The sequence below is a fragment of the Burkholderia sp. AU4i genome (assembly GCF_000466765.1).
GTDB classification, from domain to species: Bacteria; Pseudomonadota; Gammaproteobacteria; order Burkholderiales; family Burkholderiaceae; genus Burkholderia; species Burkholderia cepacia.
Map to the genome: position 1 here is coordinate 12,908 of NZ_ASSI01000119.1, position 17,838 is coordinate 30,745.

Sequence of the window (17,838 nt, forward strand, 5' to 3'; positions counted from 1 at the left end):
TGGCGAGAGGGCGCAATTGTGACGATTTATCCGTCGCGACACGAGTCAACTGATCGAGGCGGAATGCCCTCGTAAAAGTGACAGGAGTGCTCAAATGCGACAGTGCAGCGGTACATTTCGACTGAAACATCTTGTAATATTTTGTCGGCGAGTGGCCTACCTGCCACCGTCCTTCCGTCATGCGGCCAGCGGGAGAGCTGTCGATCATCCACCTAACCCAGCGATTCGACGACACAGATATGCGCTGCAGCAGCCCAATTTTTCTTTTTATCGTTCTGGCTACAGTGGCCAGAGCGGAGCCGATTTTTCTGATTCGGGACACCCCCGCTCGGACGGTGTTCCTGCAGACCGAGTCGGTCCGGGAAGACACGTCCGGCAACCTCGACTTTACGATGAAGTCGATCGCAAAGCGCGGATATAAGCCGGCCGGTGCGTCCGAAACGATTGCTATTGCCTTGACCGACTATCAGATGGATTGCTGGAGAAGCCGCGTCAGAGAAGCGGGCACCCGATACGTCACTGACGAAGACAAGGATGCCGGCCGGGCGCCGGACTTCACCCGTTCGTGGGTCGCTATTGCACCGGGGAGTGAACTCGATGTTGTTCGCAAAAAAATCTGTTGAGGGTGCCGAGCCTCAAGTTCATCCCAAGGGAATCGAACGAGCAACGATCGCGATTTTTGCTGTCTTCGTCGCACTTTGCCTGCTCGTCGTATTTGTCGTCGACCAGGCGCTGAATTCAGCGGAGCAGTTCACAAATCGGTCAGCGGATGCGCGAGCAACCGCGATTGCGCGATCGTATGCCAACTATCTCTCGGAACGGACAGCCGCAGCGGACGTTCTCGCGCGAACCGTTGCCTTTCAGTATCGGAACCACACGGGAAAGGTGGACCTTACCCGCCTTGTCGCGGCGGGCTTGCTTGCTCCAACCGACCAAACGCTCGTCACGCTCGTGAATGCCGACGGGATGGTTGTCCAGGCCTGGCCGACGTCGCCCGAATCAACGGTCCACCTTGGTGACCGCGAACACTTTGTCGCCCAACAAAATTCGGTGAAGGACGAGCTGTACATCGGAGCACCAGTGTTCGGTCGGGTGTCGAACGTCTGGACGCTGCAATTCACGCGCAAGTTGTTCGACGGTGCCGGCCGTTTCGCAGGCGTGGTTGTGGTGTCGGAGCCGCTCGACTTCTTCACGAAGAGCTTCGCGAACCATGCGAACCTTGGTACGGACGGCGCTGTGCTCGCGTTCCGGCAAGATGGCCGGTTGCTCGTACGCGCGTCGTCGGACGGTACGCCCTTACCTACAGGCGAAGCGCTCGATCGCTATGTCGGTTCCGACGGTTCGTCGAACTTCATTTTCGATCCGGTCGACCACCATCGTCGGCTCTATGCGCGCCAGCCCGTTCCTGGCTATCCGATAACCGCGATCGTCGCACTATCTGTTCGCGACATCTACGCCGATCTCGAGCGGCAGAAGAACGCATACTGGGGGTGGGCATTCCTCTTGGTGCTCGCCCTGACAGCTGCCGCGTTTCTAGCGAAGTCTTACGTCAGAACCCTGCTGCAACAGCGCGCGATCGAAGCGAAGATCGCCGAGACGGATCAGTTGACCGGTCTCGGAAACCGGCGCGCACTCGATACCTATACAACGGACCGGTTCAAGCGAGACGACCGGCCCCCGGTGGCGCTTGTGCTATTCGATATCGCTGATTTTGCGGTGATCAACGAACGATACGGTGACGACGTTGGCGACAGCTTCTTGAGAATGGTCGCGAATCGGCTTACACAGTTGACGAGCACGGCGGACCTCGTGGTACGAGTTAAATCGGATCAGTTCGGTGTTGTGCTGTCCGGAAATGAACCGGCCGCGCGTGCCCTCGAGTTTGTTCGGGCGCTATTCGATTCATACCGTTTCCCGGTTCATTTCCGAGGCTACAGCCAGGACGTAACGTTAAGCGTTGGCATAGGTACCTCGGAATATGAGGACGCGCCCGGAGCTCTTCGCGGCCAGGCGAGCTACGCGCTCGACCTTGCGAAGCGCGCGACCTCTCAAACGCAGCGGAATGAATATCGCGTCTACGATCACGCGATGTTCCAGCAGTTCGGAGACGAGCGCGGCATCGACGAAGCTGTCCACGAGGCAGTCTTGCATGGTGGAATTGAAGCAGCATGCACACCCACTCTGAATCCGCGAGCGAACACCGTAGTTGGAATCTGGGCCGAGCCGTTACTCCGCCGCTCTACGGGCGAAGCACTTGCCGCCGGCACTTTCATGGACGCCGCAGATCGGAGCCGCCTGTCGAATTCCGTATGGACCCTGGCGATTGAACACGCGACACACACGGTCGCGCGCTTCGGCGATGACTCGCTGCTTTGGGTTCGCGTGCCCGTGACGTTCATCCGAGACATCGACCCGGACCGCTACATCAGCCCAAACTCGTTGTCGCCGGCGCGATACAGACTGGCCGTCTCCGGCCTACTCGATCGCCAGCTCGATGAGATCAGTGTTGCGCGCATTACTGCCTTGCGTGGGCGAGGCGTCATGATCTACGCCGTTGTGAATCTGGACCGCGGCACACCATTCGCCCTGTTGTCAGCTTTGCCCATTGACGGGCTGGTGATAGAGGGAGATTGGGTTCAGGCCTCCCCTGCGTCGTCGACTGCTGCGCCGGTGCTGAATGGACTCATCGAAGCCGCCGCGGCGACAGGCTGGCAAACGGTGGTTACTGGCGTCACAACGCCGGAACAACTGGCGTGGCTCAGCGCCAGATCCGTTGCGACCGTCTCCGGGCCCTACGTCGACGCGACGTGGCCGGTCTCGCTGCACCAGAACTAAGGTGACGTGCGATGGGCGGGATCTGGAACGGTGACTCGCTGCCAAACGACACGCTGCGTAACGTCGCAGTTCCGGTGTCGGATGGGCGGCTTGTCTTGAGTGTTCGCGGAAGCGTGGACACCGGTTACCTGCTGGAGCGCCGACGCTGGTATGTCGACGGCCACCTCGGGATCCAGCGGTTGCCCCTCGAGAACCCATCCGCGCTTACGGCATTCGCGGAATGGGAAACTGCTTTTCTATTCCCGGAGCAACACTACGGTCCGCTTCGCGAAGCGGTGCCGCGGGCACAGCACCGCTTGAGGGGCGGCACTAGCCTGCTGCACGCGACGAACCGCGCTGACGCCGAACTCGTTCGCATGCTTTCCGATGCAGCAGAGCGAGCTGAATTGGCCGACTGTGTCTTTCACGCGTTTCTACTCGACGGAACCGAGCGAAATGTTGTCTTGCACGACACGCTGATCGCCGGGATCGGCCCGGACTCTGCGCTGTGGTCGCAACACTACTCGAACAAGGCGCTTTATCGTAGTGATCCGGTGTTCCTCCAGACGCGTCACCACAACTACCAACCCGTCACCGCATCCGATCTCCTTCACGCGCCAGGAAGCCCCCTCGGGGAAGTGCACAGCTATCCAGCGTTTCAGAGCAGCGCTTTCTTCCCGGCGCGCCACGAGGCTGCACTCGGTATCCTGCATGTCGGTCGTTCGTTGCCGGCGCCGGCTGGCGAGGCTGCATTGCTCGACGCCCGATCGCGAAGCGACTGGACCACACTCGCGCACGACATCCTGCGCTACTATCTGGCTAACCGGCGTGCCGAGGCGGTCAATCAACTGGCCCTCACGCAGCTCGAGCACCAGGTACTCGCCCTGCTTGTGGCCGGAATCAAGGCAAACGAGATCGAAACCCGCCTGAGCATTTCACATGCGGCGCTACGAGACGCGCGACAGTCAATCAATCAGAAAATGGGGACGCATGACATCCGGGTCAGCGTCAACGAGGCTAGGAATTACGGACTCGTCGTACCTTCATATTTCTCGCGGTAATATCAGACAAGATTTTCATTAGCCACTCATCTATGGCAAATGTGGCTTGCCGCACAGTAACCTCTCGGTAAATCGGCAGTCCGCGCGATCCATCGTCAGCGGACCTAACAGCGAATACCGCGATGAAGCTGCGAACAATAGCGACACTGATCACGTTACTGGGGGCCACACAAGCGGCATTGGGTTTCGCCCAACAGCTGCCCAGCCAGCCATCGACCGACTGGACGATCGCGACAGCATACCCTGCTGACACCGTTTCCGGGCACGCTGCTACGGACTTCGCACGCACGCTCGAAGCTGCTTTGCGCGGCACCGTTCACGTCTCCCCGCGCTTCGAAGTGAAGACGTTGCCAGCCGCTATGGCGGACGACCCCGCCAGATTGCCTTTTGGCCTGCTTTTCGCTGGTGATCTTGCGGCCAAAGAGCCGATCCTCGCGTTGTCCGTTCGACCGTACAGCGTCACCTCGATCGAGGAAGCACGTGAAATGGCGCAGCTGGCGAAGCCAGCGTATCGCACGGCGCTCGCGCATCAGGGCTTGGTGCTATTGGCTGTTGTACCGTGGCCGCCGACGGGCATCTGGTCCCGCAAACCGATCGGTTCGCCCAGCGATTTCTCGGGCATGCGCGTGCGTGCCTACGACGAGTCGTCGCGACGTGTCATGGCTACGCTCGGAGCCCAGGTCGTCTCGCTGCCGATACAAGAGGCCCTGGTTCAGCTGAAGGCAGGAAAGATCGACGCAATCATTTCGTCGGGCGACGGCGATGCCGGCCGCGCATATGCGGACGTGTTGCCGAACTTCACGGCGCTCCGATATGCCTATCCGGTTTCGTTTCTGGTGGTCAGCAAGCGCTTCCTCGACAACCTCGCCGCACCGCAGCGGGCAGCCGTGTTCCAGGCCGGCATAGAGGCTGAACGCCTGGCGTGGGAGCGGCTGCCCGAACGTGTTAACCGGAACTACCGGTCGATGTCGACATGGGGTGTCACCGTTCATGATCCAGCGCCGAAGCCGTTGATCGCTGCCGTCGAGCGCGCGGCCAAGGCCGACACGACCATCGCGATCGAGACGGACTACGAAACCACGCAGATGCTGACTCAGTTTCACAGCTGCTCGGTATCCCATCGAGCCTGCGATCCGCAAATTGACCGGGAGGCGGCACGATGAGTTCTTCCAAGCGCACGCTCGCGATCGTCGCGATCGTGCTCGGCTATCTCGCCGCACTCGCGCTCGGGCAGCGGCACGCCGAGTCCCAAAGCGGCGTCACCGTCTTGCCGCTCGAAGACGCGAATGCGAGCTGCCAGATCGAGAATCACTATGTTGGCGACGGCCAGATCCGCGGGCGGCAAACGTGTTCACCGTCAAATCAGCAGGGTGCAGGCCATGGCCGCGATTGACCTGAACGTCGACATTGGCGAGGGCGGCGCAAACGACGACGCCCTGCTTCCCTATGCGACTTCGATCAACATCGCATGTGGCTGGCACGCGGGAGATCCGGTGACGATGCACCGGCTCGCGGCGGCAGCTCTCGCGCGAGATATCGCCATCGGTGCTCATCCGAGCTACCCCGATCGCGAGCATTTCGGCCGGCATCCCCTCGAAATTGACCGTGAGGAACTGTGCGCTGGAATCCAATACCAAATCGGCGCCCTCGCCGGCATCGTAAAAGCGCTTGGCGGACACCTGGCGCACGTCAAGCCGCACGGCGCGTTGTACAACGACGCCGAGCAGGAGCCGTCCGTGGCCGACGCAATCATCGCGGCTGTTCAGGCTTTCGATCCGTCGCTGGCAGTCTTCGGCCTCTCAGGCGGCCGCCTGGTCGCCGCAGCCCGCGACGCCGGGCTCATTGCGATCGATGAAACGTTTTCGGACCGAGGCTATCGACCCGACGGAACCTTGGTGCCGCGTTCGGAGCCGGGCGCCCTCATCGATGATCCGAAACAGGTCGCCCGCCGTGCCGCAGAAATCGTTACTGCAAGGCGCGTCCAGGCTCACGACGGGGGATGGGTCTCAATCGCCGCCCAGACCATATCCCTGCACGGCGACGGGCCGCACTCGGTCGAGTTCGCACACGAAATTCACGCAGCTCTGCGCGCCGTATCTTGCACGCTCAGCCGCCCGTTAAGGGTTGACACCAAGTCTGCGATCCCGTAGCCTATAAATCAAATGTGATATCAAAACATCAATTTTGATTTTTGATTATCTGAACTTGAGAAAACTGCGCAAATCACCCAAAACGTCTGCTTCTTTGTCTTCGAGGAATGCCGGCACGAACATGGGGATCACTCAGGAAGAGCTATCGCGCAGGGTAATTTTGATAGACGAGACCTATGAGGTCGAAGTCTATGTAGGACCGTCCAAAACGTGGCAGGTGGATCTGGTCTTGAAGTCTGGAAAGCGTGTTGAAGTTGAGACGCAGCGCGGAACGCCCAAGATGTGGCGAACGTTGGATAAGGCACTGGACTTTGCGATTGCCTACTGCACCCAGCGATCCAAGCTGACGGTTCGATACCAGGACTTAAAGCTAGAGAGCCCGGAGCTGGACTGAAGTGAGCGGTTGATGCAGGTGCGGGAACACCGGCATCAACCTGACCATATAGCAGTGTCTTGAGAGAGAGCACCCATGGCTTTGGCCATTGTACGCCATCCGACGGGCGCCGCTGCGCTCGTACGCCAGCACGCACGCGTTAATTCGTTACCCGATGTAACGCGCCCCGCCATTCGCTCGGCAGCCCTCGACGCCGCAGCGGCCGTCATGCGCCTCTCTCGCACACTCACCAGCTGGACTCGTCGCGCCAGCTCGTCGGATCAAATCTCCCTCTACTGCGTCAGCAATACCCCTTGTCCTCGTGCCAGCGGACTTTCCGGCCCTCGGATGCTGGCCTTCCGCTTCGTGCAGCCCCCCTTGCACGAAGCGCTTTTTATTCCTGCTCGGTCCTGCAGCTCGGAGCTGCGCGATCGGCGCCCCTGGTAGGTAGCAAAAGATGCAGCTTCCGATTCCTACCATAAGACAAATAGGACTACTGATCAAACTGGCAGTCCTGTCGTGTCGAGTCGCACATGCGTCCTGCTGGGAAGACGCCGGTTCGCAGTATGGGATCGACCCGGCGCTCCTGAAGGCAATCGCGTGGAAAGAGTCGCGTGGCTGGACGGGTGCCCGCGGCCCGATGCTCAAAGATGGAAACCAAGCCATCGGCCTGATGCAAATCAACACCGTCCACTTACCAACGCTCGAGCGCGTGGGCATTCAGCGCCGAGATCTGTTTGATGCGTGCACGAGCCAGCGCGTCGGCGCCTGGGTGCTGGCCAACTGCATTTCTCAGTTCGGCTCGACCTGGAAGGCGGTCGGTTGCTACAACACCGGCCCGGGCTCCACCAACACGGCGGCCCAGCTCCGGTACGTCCGCGACGTGCAGCGCTATTACGCCGCCTACAAACGCGCCCAACCGGAGGCCCGATGACCCGTTCCATCACGTCGATCGTTGTTCGATTTACTACGGCGGCGCTTTGCAGCGCGCTCGCTTTCTCGTGCGGCGCACAAACCCTTGCTTCGCCGCAACCCGTTGGCCGACTCTCCGACGTCACGCAGTTTGGCATGCGTCCCGACGGCCAGTTCGTGCTCTGCGATGGCGACGAATGCCCTCCGCGGACGGTTAAGCACATTGCGCAAGCGCCTGTTGCGCGCGCATCCGAACCCGAGTGGACGGTCCCCGACCCGGCTACTCGGCCGGCCACGAAACGCAAGGCCGTTAAGCACAAGCGGCACGTCTCGCACAAGCCGCGCGTGCGTCTCTGCAAGTAGTTTTCAACCGCCACCGCAAGGAGCCAGCATGTCCGTCATCTTGAAGTCTTTCGCCAACTCGCTGATTGCGCCGGAACACGTCGCATATCAGCTCGACCCCGGACGTCGCGACGCGATGTTCGAGGAACTCCGCCAATGGGCGAAGGCCCTGTTCTTCACCATCCTGATCCTCGCAATCGTCTTCACGTGTCTGCACGTGGCCGCCTCCGATGGCACCGAGTTCCAGGACGCGTCGCAGAAATTCGAGAACTGGGTCAAGGGCAACGCCGGCAAGCTCGCCGCTCTCGTGTGCGTGATGATCGGCATGTTCATGGCTGCCGTACGCAAGGATTGGAACTGGCTCTTCGGCGGTGTCGCGTTGGGCCTGCTGGTCGGCATCATCGTCGGCATCATCAACGCAAGCTTCACGGCGACTATCTAAGGAGACCGAATCATGGCAGCCGAGGATCTATCCCACGCCATCCCCGTCACGCTGGACGATGCCCCGAAGTTGCTTTTTTGGGATTGGGACGTCGCGATGGTGGTCATGACCGGCATCACAGTCGGCCTTGGCACCGGGTTCCCGATCCTCGGCGTTGCCCTCGGCATCGGTCTTGCCGCCATCTACTCGAAGTTCTTCAAAGCCGGCACCCACCAAGGCGCCCCATTTCACCTGCTCGGTTGGATGACCGGGCAGCCCCCCATGTCGGACCTGCCCGACAGCTACATGCGTGAATTCCAGGGGTAACCGAACATGAAACCCGAAAACGCCGAGAACGAGCGCGTCGATCTACGCGGGCAAGTGAAGTTTCTCAAGCTCTGCCTCGTCTTCAGCGACAGCGCGGTCGTTCTGCTTCTCATCTTCGTGATGTTTCTCGTACTGCGCGACCCTACCCGGATCGTTCCCCCGGAGATCCGTCATGCCTACGTAATCGGGGCTGGCACCGCGAACGGCGACTACCTCAGTGACATGTCCGACTATGTCGTGAACCTTCAGGCGACCACGACGCCCGAGACTGTCGACCACAACAACGCGGTCATTCTCAAGATGACCGATCCCGGATCGTACCCGGCCATAAAGACGATGCTCGACGCGGCAGCGATTCGGATCAAACGCGAGCGCATCACCACGATATTCGTGATGCGAACCAAAAGCATCGATCGGCCGAACAACCGCGTCACAACCACCGGCACGTACAAGACCTACATCGGCGACAAGCTTGTCGGCGAAGAGGATCGGATCCTTCTCGTCGCCTTCAACATCACCCTGACAGGACAGACCTATGTTCAGCAACTTGCGCAAGTGGATAGTCGCGGCAACGTTATTCCCAACGGCAGCCGCTAACGTTCTGCCCGCGTTTGCCGCGCCACTCACAACGAGCGACCCGAGGGAATACACCGTCTCAGCGACCGAGCAGAACCGCCTCGAGATTGCGGGGCGAGCAATCAAGCAGGTCGTCCCGGCGCACAAGGGGGCGTTGACGTACGTCAAGGACAGGAAGAACGGGGTTTTCTACTTCGCGTTCGCCAACGGCGACGCGATGGGCACCGAGACCCTCTTCGTGATCGACGATCAGGGCGCGACATATCAGCTGCTGTTGCAGCCCCGTCGTGTGCCGTCCGCAAACATCATCGTGCCGTCCGGTGGTGATGGCACGGTCCGGAGTTCCGGACCACGCACGACCGCCGCCTCGTCCGCCTATCAGAGCGCCATCAAGGATCTCGTCTACGAGATGGCTGCCGCGCAGGGTGATCCCGCTGCCGATCCGATCGCGTCTGCCGTTCCCGTGAATCAGGACGTTCCGCTGTGGAAAGAGGCTCGCCTGACCTTTCAGACGAAGTACGTAGAGGACGCGTTCGTTGGCGAGCAATACACCCTCACGAACGTGTCCGGGAGCGACATGGTGATCGCCGAACAAGAGCTGTATCGCCCCGGCGTCGTTGTCATTGCGGTCGAGCAGCAAACGCTCGCGCCGGGCGACAGCACGCGCGTCTATATTGTTAGGGAGCGGGCCCGCGATGAGTGACCGAAACGATTCGTCCGCAGGGGCGGGCACGAACGATCGCATCAAATCGCGTCAGCGCGTGATGATGATCGTCGCGATGGTTGCGATCCTCGCTGCGACGGGCGTCGGCCTGTTTCTCAGCAGCGACACGCCGACGACTGCGAAGCCGAAGCCTGTCGTCGAAGCGATTCAACCTCCCGGCTCGATCAGCGACCGCGACGCCTGGCGTGGGCAGTCGGATGCAAAGCTGCTCGACATCCAACAACAGATCCAGCGCATCGCAGCCGACCAGGCCAATAGCAAGGCGGCTATCGACAAAGTAGCGTCGGACGTCGCTGGCCAGAAAGCGGCCGAGGCCACTGCTGCAGCAAGTGCAGCGGCCGCCGCGTCAGCTGCTGCAGCGGCGTCCGCTGCGACGCCGGCATCCTTCACTCCGGCAGCGTCGACGACGGCATTGAACAAGCCATTGCCGGTAGGCACGACTGGTCGCGGCCTGGGTGGCAAGCGCGTCCTGACGCCGCCAGGCGATAGCACAGCGCTGAATACTCCGATCGGCGAGACCATGCCGGCCTCGAACGAACTCGAGATTATCGACTTCGACGATAACGCAGACGCCGGTAGCGGCAGCGGTACAGCAGGCGGTGCCGCCGGCAAGCTCGAGGTTCAAGGTTTTCCTGTCGATGCCCGCGCACGTCGTTACAAAATGACCACGTCGACCAACGGAGGAGCAGTTGGCGGTGTCGGTGGAAAGGGAGACGTCAACCTGCTGCCGGCCGGCTCATTCATCCCGGTCGGGATGCTCAACGGCGTCGATGCCCCGACTGGCGGGCAGGCGCAAAGCGACCCGCTGTCAGTTGACCTCGAAGTGATCAAACCGGCAAACCTCCCGAACGGCAAGCGGCTCGATGTCAGGGGCTGCCGAATCGTCTCGAGCGCATGGGGTGATCTGTCCTCGGAACGCATGATGGGCCGCACGCAAACCTTGTCCTGCATTATCGGCGGCCACCCAGTCGAACTCGACATCAAGGGCAAGCTCATCGGCGAGGACGGCAAGGAAGGTGTCCGCGGTCGCCTTGTCACCAAGCAGGGCCAGCTGCTCGCGAACGCCATTTTGTCGGGCACGCTCGGCGGGATCGGTCAAGCGTTCCAGCAGTCCGCGACGGTCACGTCGTTTGGTGGTGGCGGTGTCGCTCAAACAATCGACGGCGGCCAGGTCGGCCGAGCAGCGATTGGCGGTGGCGTTGGCACGGCTGGCCAGATGCTGGCGCAGTACTACCTGAAGGCCGCCGACAAGCTCTTCCCTGTCATCGAAACGGACGCCACCCGAACGATCGAAGTCTCAATCACGAAGGGTGTGTACGTCGACGCCGCAACTGCCGCCCTGTTCGAAACGCGTTCGACGCTGGACCGCTCCCGCAATCGCAATCGGAGAACCCGAGATGAATAACCGCCTTTTGCGCGTTCGCGTCCGGCTGCTCGTCGCCGCGCTCGCCATCACCTTGCCCTACGCTTCCGCTGTCCGAGCGGACGACGGTACCGCAGCTGCGCAGCAGGTCGCCGATCATCTGACGGCGACCTACCCGAAGACCCCGTTCCGCGATATCAAACCCGCCCCGTTGCCTGGCCTGTATGAAGTGTCGATGGGAGACAACGTCGCGTATACCGACAGCACCGGGCGTTACTTCCTGTTCGGCCATCTGTACGACATGCAGGACCAGGTCGACATCACCGAACAGCGCAAGGCGCAGGGATACAAGACCCGCTTTCCGGCCGCGGTCCTGAACCACGCAATCAAGACCGTGCACGGCAACGGGCAGCGCGTGCTCGCCGTGTTCTCGGATCCCGACTGCCCGTATTGCCACCAACTCGAGCAGCAGCTGACGATGGTGGACAACGTGACGATCTACACGTTCCTCTACCCGCTCGAATCGCTTCACCCCGACGCGATGACCAAGTCCATCCGGATCCAGTGCTCGCCCGATCCGGCGAAGGCGTGGAAGGAATGGATGACGGAAAACCGCCTTCCGCCGCTCGTCTCCTGCCATCACCCGATCAACGACAACATCGTGCTCGGCTCCCGATTGGGTGTCACGGGCACGCCGACCATCATCGCCGAAGACGGCCGCATGCTGCCCGGCGCGGTGTCGGCGGCGCAACTTAACGCGTGGCTCGATGCCGGAACGCGTACCGCCGCCGCGAGCACGTCGCCCCAACCGCAGGGAGCGCTGAAATGAACCGGATCCCCCTTCGTTCCGCGGCACTCATCGGGTCAATCGCATTCGTACTCGCCGGGTGTTCATTCTCCGGCCTGGACGCCTCCAGCAAATTCTCCTGCAAGGCCCCGGACGGCGTCGCATGCGCATCGATGTCCGGTGTGTACGCGAACATCCACCCGTTGCCGCTGCATCGGTACCGCCGCTCGATTCCGGCTCGCCTGCGCCGAGCGCCGGCGCGTCGGGTCTGGCCGAAGAAGCGATGCGCCAAGCCGCGATGGCCGGCGACACGCTCAAGCAGTTTGCCGCCGGCGTGCGGATGCCGGACGCATCAGCCGTGGGGCGCTGATCATGGCACAGTTCTTCGACCGATCGTGGATTCGGCAGGCCCGCGACGCCGCACAGACCTTCTGGCGCGACGCCGTGCTTGGTGAAACGCCCGTGCAGGACGACATCGAGACCACGCTGAACTCCCGTGAAGGGATGTCACCGTCCGGCCTCCATCAAATCCTGAAGTACGACCAATACGACGATGCAAACGGGCTTTTCTACAACGACAACGCCGTAGCGTTCTGCTTCTCGGTGGTTTCTCAAACGGGAGCCGACGAGGACATGGTCAGCCAACTGACCACCCTATTCACTCCGATTCCTCCAGGTACCGGCGTGCAGTGGTGTCTGTTCGGTTCGACGCGGGTGGATGCTGTTCTCGAACATTACGAGGATCTCCGGCACGAAGCGGTCGAGGCGGGCAAGGTCGATCCGATGTTCCTAGAGATCGCCCGTCGGCGGACGAACTACATCCGTTCGATGCAAGGTCAATCGCTGTGGGAGTCGGCGCCGTTCCTTGTGAAGCAAACAAGGCTGGTGTTCTCCGTCACGCGCTCGGGATCGCATCGGGATCACACGCTCGTGAGCGAGATGGCCGACCTGAAGTCGACACTCATGTCGTCCCTGCGCGCCGGAAAGCTGCCGGCGCGGCAAATGGACGCCGACGACCTGATCGCCTTCCTGTTCCCGATCTTCAATCCTGAGTTCCTGTTCAACGGCGAACCGATGCCGGACCTGCGCTACGACCCGACCCGACCGATCAAGGAACAGATCACGGCATTCGGGCACCGCGCTCGCGTCCGTACCACCGAGATCCTGTTCGGGGTGCCGCCCGCCGACGACGAGCAGGATACACGCGTGGCCGTTCGAGCGTTTGGTGTACAGCGCTATCCGAGAAGCAAGCATCTGTGGGAGATGACAGGCATCGTTGGCTCGTTCACCGATTCGCAGCTCCAGTATCCATGTCCGTATCTGATCTGCGGCGGCATATTTACGCTCGATCGGAACGTGGTCGACAGCCGTGTCCAGGTCCGCACCGCTCGCGCGCAGCAGAACGCTGAATCGAAGATGGCCAAGTTTCAGCCCAGTCTGTCCGCGCAGAGCCGCGACTGGAAGATGGTGCAGGTCCAACTCGATGCGGGTGGGCAGATGTGTGAGCTCTATCACACGCTGATCCTGTTCGCCCCGCGGCAGCAGATCAACCGGTACAGTCAGACCGCGATCAACCTCTGGGACAACGTCGGCTTTCGGATCGTGCCGCTTCGCATGATGAACCTGCAGGCGCTGTACGCAAGCATCCCGATGACGTTGACGAAGGGCGCGCGCGGCGATCTGAAGCGCAATCGGCTGATGAGCCAGAAAACCACCGTCAATGCGGTCGACATGTCGCCCGTACTCGGCGAGTGGAATGGAAACGGCAACCCAATCATGTTGTTCTACGGTCGGCGAGGGACGATAACGCCGGTCGATTTCTACCGAAACCGCCAGGGCAACTACAACCTGTTCGCCTCGGGCGTGTCTGGCGCCGGTAAAACCGTCACGCTCAACGAAGTGGCTTTCGGCTATCGAAGCGTCGGCGCGCGCTGCGCGATCATCGACGTCGGCGGCGGCTACGAGAACTTCGTGAACATGCTGGACGGCGCGTTCATCCGTTTCACGTTGAACTCCAAAATCTGCGTCAACCCGTTCTCGTGGGTCGGCGTCGACGAGGAGAACACGTTCGAACAAGAACTCCGGATGCTCAAGCCGCTGATCGGCCGGATGGCGTCCCCGGAGGCGCCCCTCAATGCACTGCAATATGCGTTCATCGAGGAAGCCATTACCGTCGTGTGGGGTCGGCACAACCGTGCGTCCAACCCGACGCTGATCTCCCAGTATCTGCAGACCGAGATCAAGAACGAAAAGGGCGACATCGAGCGAATCGCATACGAGCTTGGCCGGCAGCTGCGTCCGTTCTGCGAAGGCGGTGTCTATGGCCGCTTCTTCAACGGCGAAGCGAACATCTCGTTCGACAACGATCTGACCTGTCTCGAGCTCGAGGAGCTGAAGGACGCACCCGAGCTTCGCCGCGTCGTTCTGTTCGCACTGACGAGCAAGATCGCACACGACATGTACATGTCGCCGCGCAACCTTCCCAAGCTTTGCGTGGTCGACGAAGCGTGGCAGCTCCTGGGTGACGATCGCGAGACCGCGCTCTTCATCGAAGAGGGCTATCGCCGTGCGAGAAAGTACAAGGGCATTTTCGGTTTGGGGACACAGTCCATCGAAGACGCCTACAAGAACGACGCATCGAAGGCCGCGTACAACAACGCTGACTGGAAGTTCATTCTTCGCCAGGACAAGCAGAAGCTCGACAGCCTCATCAAGGACGGTCTCGCCAGCTTCACGCCTGCCGTCGAGAAGATGATTCGGTCCCTGCAGAAAGAGGATGGCCAGTTCGCGGAAATGATCATCGACTCGCCCGACGGCCAGATGCTGGTGCGGCACATCCCGGACCCGTTCGCGTTACTCGTGGCCACGTCGACAGGCGAAGACGTCGAGGAGCGCAACCGCCTGCTGAAGCAAGGCTACACCCACTTCCAGGCACTCGAGATCATGCTCGAACGCCGTCTCCAGAGGGCTGCAGCATGACGACCGAACCGAATGCCGCGCGGCAAGAGCCGACGATGCCCGAAAGTCAATCAACGGCCGCTGTCGACCCGGTCCAGGCCGGAGCGCCGGTCACACCGAGCCCCGCGCGGCGGGACTGGATGCGTCATGTCACGCCGATCCTCGCGTCGTCGATCGTAACGCTCGCCGTGATCGGACCTTTGCTGTACACGACTTCTGCGCACCGTGCCGCACCCGTTGCCACGATCGACCTGCAGAAGCTCGTCGAGGCAGCACAGTCACGACAGCTTGCCTCGTTTCGAGCAAGCCACGGCGCGCAGGCCGTGCCGAGCGCGAGCGATGCTCAGGCTGCAGTGGACGACACCGCACGGTTTGCGCGGGAGCTATCCGTGGCGGTCGACACGCTAGGCCGGACCTGCCGTTGCGTGCTGGTCAACAAGGCCGCGATTCTGAACACCGAGGTAGTCGCCGACTACACCGATGCCCTGCGCACGCAGCTCAAGCTGGATCAGTCGACGGGAGCACGGAAATGAATGTCGTCGTCGACTATCCGGAGGAATTCCCGCTTATCGGCGTAGACCGCAAAGTCTTCGACCACCAGGTACGTCGTGTGTTCGCGCACCCCAGTGCGTACTCTGCGAATGAGCTCGACCGGCTCGCAGCACGCATCGGCCTCGAATCGCGCTTCCACTCGCCCGAGTATGACGAGCTCGAAGCGTTGCTTTCACTCGTCCGTACAGACCCTGATCAGGCCGTGCTTGATCAATTACTCGTGCGTGCGGGCGACTTCCTGCAAGTCCGCCTGCGTCTCCCCGAGTTTGCGAGCTCGCACGACGACGCCGGACCGCTACCGTCACAGATCCCGCTCAGCTGGAAGTTTGCCGGAGCGGCCGCACTGGTCGCGGCCATGGTGGCTGCGTTCATATGGGGGGCGCCAGCAGTTGCGTCGATCGTTGACACGATCATCGGCGCACCGAAGGTGTCGCGCCCCATCGGCCCCCTTGCCGCGACGGTTAGCCCGTCCTCATCGGGATCTGCATTTGATGTCGCACGGCAAACGGCCGCGCCGAACTCGACTGCATCCGCATTGCCGATCGACGGCACAACGGAGCTGACGCTCACCACCTGGACGCGCGATCCGCTCATCGCTATGGACGGGATCAAACGATTGATGCCCAAGATCGACGGGAGCGAATACCAGATCGACATCACGGTGTCGCAAACGTCGGCCCCGCAGACACCAGAAAACAAGGGAGACGTAAGCAAATGACAAAGAACGTTGATTTGGCCATCGCGGCATCGAACGTAAGCCGGGGTGCTCGAATGGCCGCGGCGTGCGCTTTCACCGCGCTCGCTTTAGTGGCATGCAGTCAGGACTACCGGTCGTCGGCGCCCGAGCCGGTTTTCAACCAGCTCTTAACGGATCGGCTCAGCAAAGCGACGCTGTCACCGCATGTCATCCGAATCGACTGCTACGTTGATACCGGGTGGCTGAACGACAGCCTGGCATGCGATGTCGCGATGCACGACGAACAGTCAGGCAAGAAAGCGTCGGCGTTCAAGGTTCGTAGCTATCTCAGCTCGGCCGGGCCGAGGTCGGGTCCCGAATGGCAGTTTGATGCCGATACTCTGCACGATTCGAAATTTCGGCTTGTCATTGAGCAACCGGATCCTGCGGTCCGCCGCGTTCAAGTTCACGCCGACCAGTCCCGGGTGTCGTTTGAGGACGCAGAGTATCTAGCGGACAAAGCCGTTACTGCGGTTGATGAATACCTCCGAGCACATCCGACGAGCGACCCTCAAAGTTTGCGCGACACGTGGACAAGCCACGGCGATCGTGACCGCAGTAATCAAGGTGCATCGACTGCTGCTGCAGCCGGAGCAGCGAATACCGGAGACCGTCCATGAGCGCGCTGAAGCCCGTCTTACGATTTCGGGGTGTGGCCGTCGGCTTGGCCATGGCCGCCATGCTCACCGCATGCGGTGACTACCGCAGTGACGCTAGCGCATTGCCGCGTAACGAGCCGCTGACCGCTGCGCTTCGCAGTCACGCTGGGAACAAGGCATACACGCTGCCGCAGGAGATCCAGTCGCTGAACTGCTATTTCGCCCGGAACGGCATGTTGTGCGACGTGGTCCTTGACGTGCGCGATCCCGATGTTGCGAAGCAGCTCAAAAATCCCGCTCAGCGTCTTATCGAGATTGATGATAAGACATGGTATCGCCGAGACGGCACACCGGAAACGATCTACTACGAGGCTGACTACGTCACGTTGCGCGACGCGAAATTCAATTTCGTCGTCGAGCGGAATGCTCGTTCTGATGGATGGGTCGTCCGCGCAAATGTGGACGCGTCGCTCGTGCCGTTCGAGGAGGCCACCTCGTTGATGCTGCTGGCCGTTGTAGACACCGCGTCCGGATATACGCGGACACTCAATGACCTCTACGCGAACTCGCCGCGCGCGAATCGGAAGTCTTGGAGCGACAGCGCTTCAGGAGCGGCAGGTGCGAAGGCGCGGTCCATGGCAGACGACGCTGTTCGGGCAGCCGCCGAGTTTGCCGCAGTGGCCTCGGCCGCCGCGGCAAGTTTGGCCAGCTCGTCGCCACCCGCGCCAAATTCCTTGCCGGCCTCGCTTCAACCGGGAGGCGCGAAGTGACCGAACAAAATCGGTTCGCCGGCAATTTCGCGCTTGGATTAATAGCCGAGGGCAGTTATTTGTTGACCGTGATCGGTAACGCACTGTCCTCTGCGCCGCCGGCCGATGTCGACACGTGTCCGTCGTCATTGACCCTCGTCCTTCTCCTGCTCACTTCGGTGCAGCTGTATGTCGCGGTATCAATCGGCGTCTCGGTTTTCAAAATCTCCCCGGCGAGCGGGGTGAGCTATTTCCTCGTGCTCGCGACTGTCGCATTGGCAGTCGGGATTGCAGTTGGCTTGTTCTTCTTCGACTTGACTCAATGGTGGGCGCGTGTGATCGCGCCATGGAACCTGTTTCGGCACCAGTGCTATTGAGCGACGGCGCTGACGCA

General features: G+C 61.2%; 22 protein-coding genes. All 22 read left to right on the forward strand.

Annotation, left to right across the window (positions count from 1 at the left end; translation table 11 throughout):
• Positions 1–239: 239 nt before the first annotated feature.
• On the forward strand, positions 240–623 hold the full coding sequence (locus L810_RS26010) for a hypothetical protein (RefSeq protein ID WP_155836369.1): 384 nt from the start codon (positions 240–242) through the stop codon (positions 621–623).
• Entirely contained in the window at positions 598–2,835 is a 2,238-nt protein-coding gene (locus L810_RS26015) for a diguanylate cyclase domain-containing protein (RefSeq protein ID WP_021161290.1), read from the forward strand. Before L810_RS26010 ends, L810_RS26015 begins: the two co-directional genes overlap by 26 nt.
• 11 nt (positions 2,836–2,846) lie before the next feature.
• On the forward strand, positions 2,847–3,875 hold the full coding sequence (locus L810_RS26020) for a LuxR C-terminal-related transcriptional regulator (protein WP_042976216.1): 1,029 nt from the start codon (positions 2,847–2,849) through the stop codon (positions 3,873–3,875).
• Positions 3,876–3,997: 122 nt separating this feature from the next.
• Entirely contained in the window at positions 3,998–5,038 is a 1,041-nt protein-coding gene (dctP, locus tag L810_RS26025) for a TRAP transporter substrate-binding protein DctP (protein ID WP_021161292.1), read from the forward strand.
• Positions 5,035–5,268: a hypothetical protein gene (locus L810_RS26030; protein WP_021161293.1), complete on the forward strand. Its 234-nt coding sequence runs from the start codon at positions 5,035–5,037 to the stop codon at positions 5,266–5,268. The genes dctP and L810_RS26030 overlap by 4 nt, the downstream gene beginning before the upstream one ends.
• Entirely contained in the window at positions 5,255–6,025 is a 771-nt protein-coding gene (gene pxpA / locus L810_RS26035) for a 5-oxoprolinase subunit PxpA (RefSeq protein WP_021161294.1), read from the forward strand. The genes L810_RS26030 and pxpA overlap by 14 nt, the downstream gene beginning before the upstream one ends.
• A 121-nt stretch (positions 6,026–6,146) precedes the next feature.
• Positions 6,147–6,419 (forward strand): hypothetical protein, encoded by a 273-nt coding sequence (locus L810_RS26040; RefSeq protein ID WP_042976217.1) that lies wholly within the window; start codon positions 6,147–6,149, stop codon positions 6,417–6,419.
• Between the two features lie 436 nt (positions 6,420–6,855).
• Positions 6,856–7,332, forward strand: coding sequence for a lytic transglycosylase domain-containing protein (locus L810_RS26045; protein WP_049036598.1), 477 nt, complete (start codon positions 6,856–6,858; stop codon positions 7,330–7,332).
• Positions 7,329–7,673: a hypothetical protein gene (locus L810_RS45690; protein ID WP_081712908.1), complete on the forward strand. Its 345-nt coding sequence runs from the start codon at positions 7,329–7,331 to the stop codon at positions 7,671–7,673. Before L810_RS26045 ends, L810_RS45690 begins: the two co-directional genes overlap by 4 nt.
• Before the next feature lie 28 nt (positions 7,674–7,701).
• On the forward strand, positions 7,702–8,094 hold the full coding sequence (locus L810_RS26050) for a TrbC/VirB2 family protein (protein ID WP_021161296.1): 393 nt from the start codon (positions 7,702–7,704) through the stop codon (positions 8,092–8,094).
• A 12-nt stretch (positions 8,095–8,106) separates the two neighbouring features.
• Entirely contained in the window at positions 8,107–8,400 is a 294-nt protein-coding gene (gene traL, locus L810_RS26055) for a type IV conjugative transfer system protein TraL (protein WP_021161297.1), read from the forward strand.
• Between the two features lie 6 nt (positions 8,401–8,406).
• Positions 8,407–8,997 carry a TraE/TraK family type IV conjugative transfer system protein gene (locus L810_RS26060; RefSeq protein WP_021161298.1) on the forward strand — a complete coding sequence of 197 codons (591 nt, stop codon included), beginning with the start codon at positions 8,407–8,409 and terminating at the stop codon, positions 8,995–8,997.
• Positions 8,936–9,679 carry a TraK domain-containing protein gene (locus tag L810_RS26065; RefSeq protein ID WP_042976218.1) on the forward strand — a complete coding sequence of 248 codons (744 nt, stop codon included), beginning with the start codon at positions 8,936–8,938 and terminating at the stop codon, positions 9,677–9,679. Before L810_RS26060 ends, L810_RS26065 begins: the two co-directional genes overlap by 62 nt.
• Positions 9,672–11,105: a TraB/VirB10 family protein gene (locus L810_RS26070; RefSeq protein ID WP_021161300.1), complete on the forward strand. Its 1,434-nt coding sequence runs from the start codon at positions 9,672–9,674 to the stop codon at positions 11,103–11,105. Before L810_RS26065 ends, L810_RS26070 begins: the two co-directional genes overlap by 8 nt.
• Entirely contained in the window at positions 11,098–11,892 is a 795-nt protein-coding gene (locus tag L810_RS26075; protein WP_042976220.1) for a DsbC family protein, read from the forward strand. Before L810_RS26070 ends, L810_RS26075 begins: the two co-directional genes overlap by 8 nt.
• A gap of 121 nt (positions 11,893–12,013) precedes the next feature.
• Positions 12,014–12,220, forward strand: a complete 207-nt coding sequence (locus L810_RS49235; RefSeq protein WP_021161302.1) for a hypothetical protein — start codon at positions 12,014–12,016, stop codon at positions 12,218–12,220.
• A 2-nt stretch (positions 12,221–12,222) separates the two neighbouring features.
• Positions 12,223–14,829 (forward strand): type IV secretion system protein TraC, encoded by a 2,607-nt coding sequence (gene traC / locus L810_RS26085; RefSeq protein WP_021161303.1) that lies wholly within the window; start codon positions 12,223–12,225, stop codon positions 14,827–14,829.
• A complete protein-coding gene (locus L810_RS44100) occupies positions 14,826–15,341 on the forward strand; it encodes a hypothetical protein (RefSeq protein ID WP_051392318.1) in 516 nt (171 codons plus the stop codon). Before traC ends, L810_RS44100 begins: the two co-directional genes overlap by 4 nt.
• The gene (locus tag L810_RS26095) at positions 15,338–16,078 is read left to right on the forward strand and encodes a hypothetical protein (RefSeq protein WP_021161305.1); all 741 of its coding nucleotides are present in this window, start codon (positions 15,338–15,340) and stop codon (positions 16,076–16,078) included. Before L810_RS44100 ends, L810_RS26095 begins: the two co-directional genes overlap by 4 nt.
• A complete protein-coding gene (locus L810_RS49240) occupies positions 16,075–16,716 on the forward strand; it encodes a hypothetical protein (protein ID WP_257008981.1) in 642 nt (213 codons plus the stop codon). The genes L810_RS26095 and L810_RS49240 overlap by 4 nt, the downstream gene beginning before the upstream one ends.
• Complete coding sequence (locus L810_RS44105; RefSeq protein ID WP_053092596.1) at positions 16,713–17,465, forward strand: hypothetical protein; 753 nt, start codon at positions 16,713–16,715, stop codon at positions 17,463–17,465. The genes L810_RS49240 and L810_RS44105 overlap by 4 nt, the downstream gene beginning before the upstream one ends.
• Positions 17,462–17,821: a hypothetical protein gene (locus tag L810_RS26110; protein WP_042976222.1), complete on the forward strand. Its 360-nt coding sequence runs from the start codon at positions 17,462–17,464 to the stop codon at positions 17,819–17,821. The genes L810_RS44105 and L810_RS26110 overlap by 4 nt, the downstream gene beginning before the upstream one ends.
• Positions 17,822–17,838 lie beyond the last annotated feature (17 nt).

Coding starts and splice junctions, on each gene's coding strand:
- L810_RS26010 (WP_155836369.1), top strand. CDS start 240: ATGCGCTGCAGCAGCCCAATTTTTCTTTTTATCGTTCTGGCTACAGTG.
- L810_RS26015 (WP_021161290.1), top strand. CDS start 598: ATGTTGTTCGCAAAAAAATCTGTTGAGGGTGCCGAGCCTCAAGTTCAT.
- L810_RS26020 (WP_042976216.1), top strand. CDS start 2,847: ATGGGCGGGATCTGGAACGGTGACTCGCTGCCAAACGACACGCTGCGT.
- dctP (WP_021161292.1), top strand. CDS start 3,998: ATGAAGCTGCGAACAATAGCGACACTGATCACGTTACTGGGGGCCACA.
- L810_RS26030 (WP_021161293.1), top strand. CDS start 5,035: ATGAGTTCTTCCAAGCGCACGCTCGCGATCGTCGCGATCGTGCTCGGC.
- pxpA (WP_021161294.1), top strand. CDS start 5,255: ATGGCCGCGATTGACCTGAACGTCGACATTGGCGAGGGCGGCGCAAAC.
- L810_RS26040 (WP_042976217.1), top strand. CDS start 6,147: ATGGGGATCACTCAGGAAGAGCTATCGCGCAGGGTAATTTTGATAGAC.
- L810_RS26045 (WP_049036598.1), top strand. CDS start 6,856: ATGCAGCTTCCGATTCCTACCATAAGACAAATAGGACTACTGATCAAA.
- L810_RS45690 (WP_081712908.1), top strand. CDS start 7,329: ATGACCCGTTCCATCACGTCGATCGTTGTTCGATTTACTACGGCGGCG.
- L810_RS26050 (WP_021161296.1), top strand. CDS start 7,702: ATGTCCGTCATCTTGAAGTCTTTCGCCAACTCGCTGATTGCGCCGGAA.
- traL (WP_021161297.1), top strand. CDS start 8,107: ATGGCAGCCGAGGATCTATCCCACGCCATCCCCGTCACGCTGGACGAT.
- L810_RS26060 (WP_021161298.1), top strand. CDS start 8,407: ATGAAACCCGAAAACGCCGAGAACGAGCGCGTCGATCTACGCGGGCAA.
- L810_RS26065 (WP_042976218.1), top strand. CDS start 8,936: ATGTTCAGCAACTTGCGCAAGTGGATAGTCGCGGCAACGTTATTCCCA.
- L810_RS26070 (WP_021161300.1), top strand. CDS start 9,672: ATGAGTGACCGAAACGATTCGTCCGCAGGGGCGGGCACGAACGATCGC.
- L810_RS26075 (WP_042976220.1), top strand. CDS start 11,098: ATGAATAACCGCCTTTTGCGCGTTCGCGTCCGGCTGCTCGTCGCCGCG.
- L810_RS49235 (WP_021161302.1), top strand. CDS start 12,014: ATGCGCATCGATGTCCGGTGTGTACGCGAACATCCACCCGTTGCCGCT.
- traC (WP_021161303.1), top strand. CDS start 12,223: ATGGCACAGTTCTTCGACCGATCGTGGATTCGGCAGGCCCGCGACGCC.
- L810_RS44100 (WP_051392318.1), top strand. CDS start 14,826: ATGACGACCGAACCGAATGCCGCGCGGCAAGAGCCGACGATGCCCGAA.
- L810_RS26095 (WP_021161305.1), top strand. CDS start 15,338: ATGAATGTCGTCGTCGACTATCCGGAGGAATTCCCGCTTATCGGCGTA.
- L810_RS49240 (WP_257008981.1), top strand. CDS start 16,075: ATGACAAAGAACGTTGATTTGGCCATCGCGGCATCGAACGTAAGCCGG.
- L810_RS44105 (WP_053092596.1), top strand. CDS start 16,713: ATGAGCGCGCTGAAGCCCGTCTTACGATTTCGGGGTGTGGCCGTCGGC.